Below are 1,518 nucleotides of genomic sequence, written 5' to 3'. Positions count from 1 at the left end.
CCGCCCTCGGGGCGCGCGCTCGCGGTCTCTTCGAGCAGGGCGCGGACGCGGTCGGGGGGCAGGCCGGGATGGGCCGCGCGCAGCAGGGCGACCGTGCCGGAGACGAAGGCGGCGGCGGCGCTGGTGCCCCAGCCCTCGTAGTAGCGCAGGTCGGGGTTGAGGGTCACGATGTCGTCGCCCGGGGCGGCGACGGTCGCGTACCAGCGGCGGGTCGAGAAGGGGGCGTGCTCGCCGTAGCGGTCGATGGCCGTGACCGCGAGGACCCCCGGGTAGGCCGCGGGGTAGGAGACGTGGTCGCCCTTCTCGCCGTCGTTGCCCGCCGAGGCGACCACGACGACGTTCTTGGCGAGCGCGTACCGCACGGCCGCGTCCTGGGCGGGCTGGGGGCGGGCCTCGGTGCTGTCGTCGCCGAGCGAGAGGTTGATGACGTCGGCGCCGTGGTCGGCGGCCCAGCGGATGCCCTCGGCGAGCGCCTCGCCCCGGGTGCGGCCCGCGCGGGGCCGCTGCGGGTCCTCGTCCTCCAGGATGACCCGCACGGGCAGGATTTTCGCCTCGGGCGCGATGCCCATGACGCCGTCGGCCGCGCCGGGCCCGTGGCCGTGCGCGGCGATGATCCCGGCCATCGCGCTGCCGTGCTCGGCCCAGTGCTCCTCGCCCGCGTGCGCGCCGAAACCGACGAGGTCCTTGCCAGGCAGGACGTTGCCCGCGAGGTCGGGGTGGTCGCCGTCGACGCCCGTGTCGAGAACGGCGACGGTGGCGCCCGCTCCCTTCGTCGTGGCCCAGGCTCCCTCCGCGCGGACGGCGCCGAGCCCCCACTGCTGGGCGCGGATGCCGTCCGCCGCCGCGTGCTGCGCGGGCAGCAGCACGAGGGCGAGGCTCGTGACCCCGGTGAGGAGGACGCGGCGCGTGCTCATCCGGTGGGCTCCCCGGCGGGACCCGCCGCCTTCGTCAGGGCCTGATCCGTACGGGTCGCGAGCGCGGCGGTGTCGTGGCCGAGGCCCGAGAGGGCGGCCGTGCCCTCCTCGCCCTCGCGTGTCGCGCGCGCTGCCGGGACCGGGGTGGCGAAGGACCGTCCGTCGGCGAAGCCGGAGACGGCCCAGACCACGACGGGCAGGTCCGTGCGCACCGTGAGGCTCCAGCTCACGCGCTGCCGCGCGCCGAAGCCCTCCGCGAGGGAGCCCTTCGGCCCGTAGGGAAGGGGGAGCAGGTCGGTGCGGGTGTCGAGGTGCTCGGCGCGGAAGCGGTCGCGCAGCGCGGTCATCCCGGCGGGGCCGGTCCTCGTGAAGAGGAGGCCCACGGTGGTGAGGTGGCTGCGGGTCGCGTCGGTGTACGTGGCGCGCAGCAGCCGCAGGCAGCCGGCGGGGGCGAGGGCCCGCCGCAGGAGCGGGTCGAAGGCGTGCGCGCAGTCCCCGTCGGGGGCGACGGCGACCCGGGTCCAGTTCCGGTCGGCGCCGCCGGGCCCCGCGCCCTCGCCGCGGACGCGCGTCGGGTTCAGGGTGTCGACGGGGACGCCGTGCC

General features: G+C 77.4%; 2 protein-coding genes. Both read right to left on the bottom strand.

Annotation, left to right across the window (positions count from 1 at the left end; translation table 11 throughout):
- The coding region (gene mycP / locus SSBG_RS25060) for a type VII secretion-associated serine protease mycosin (RefSeq protein ID WP_008748861.1) at positions 1–914 on the bottom strand (914 nt) is incomplete at its 3' end.
- Positions 911–1,518: hypothetical protein (locus SSBG_RS25055; RefSeq protein WP_106429379.1), on the bottom strand; the 608-nt coding region annotated here is incomplete at its 5' end. The genes mycP and SSBG_RS25055, both read right to left, overlap by 4 nt.

Source organism: Streptomyces sp. SPB074 (genome assembly GCF_000154905.1).
GTDB lineage: Bacteria > Actinomycetota > Actinomycetes > Streptomycetales > Streptomycetaceae > Streptomyces.
The sequence above is the reverse complement of the archived record's forward strand: the minus strand, read 5'-3'. Positions and strand labels throughout refer to the sequence as shown.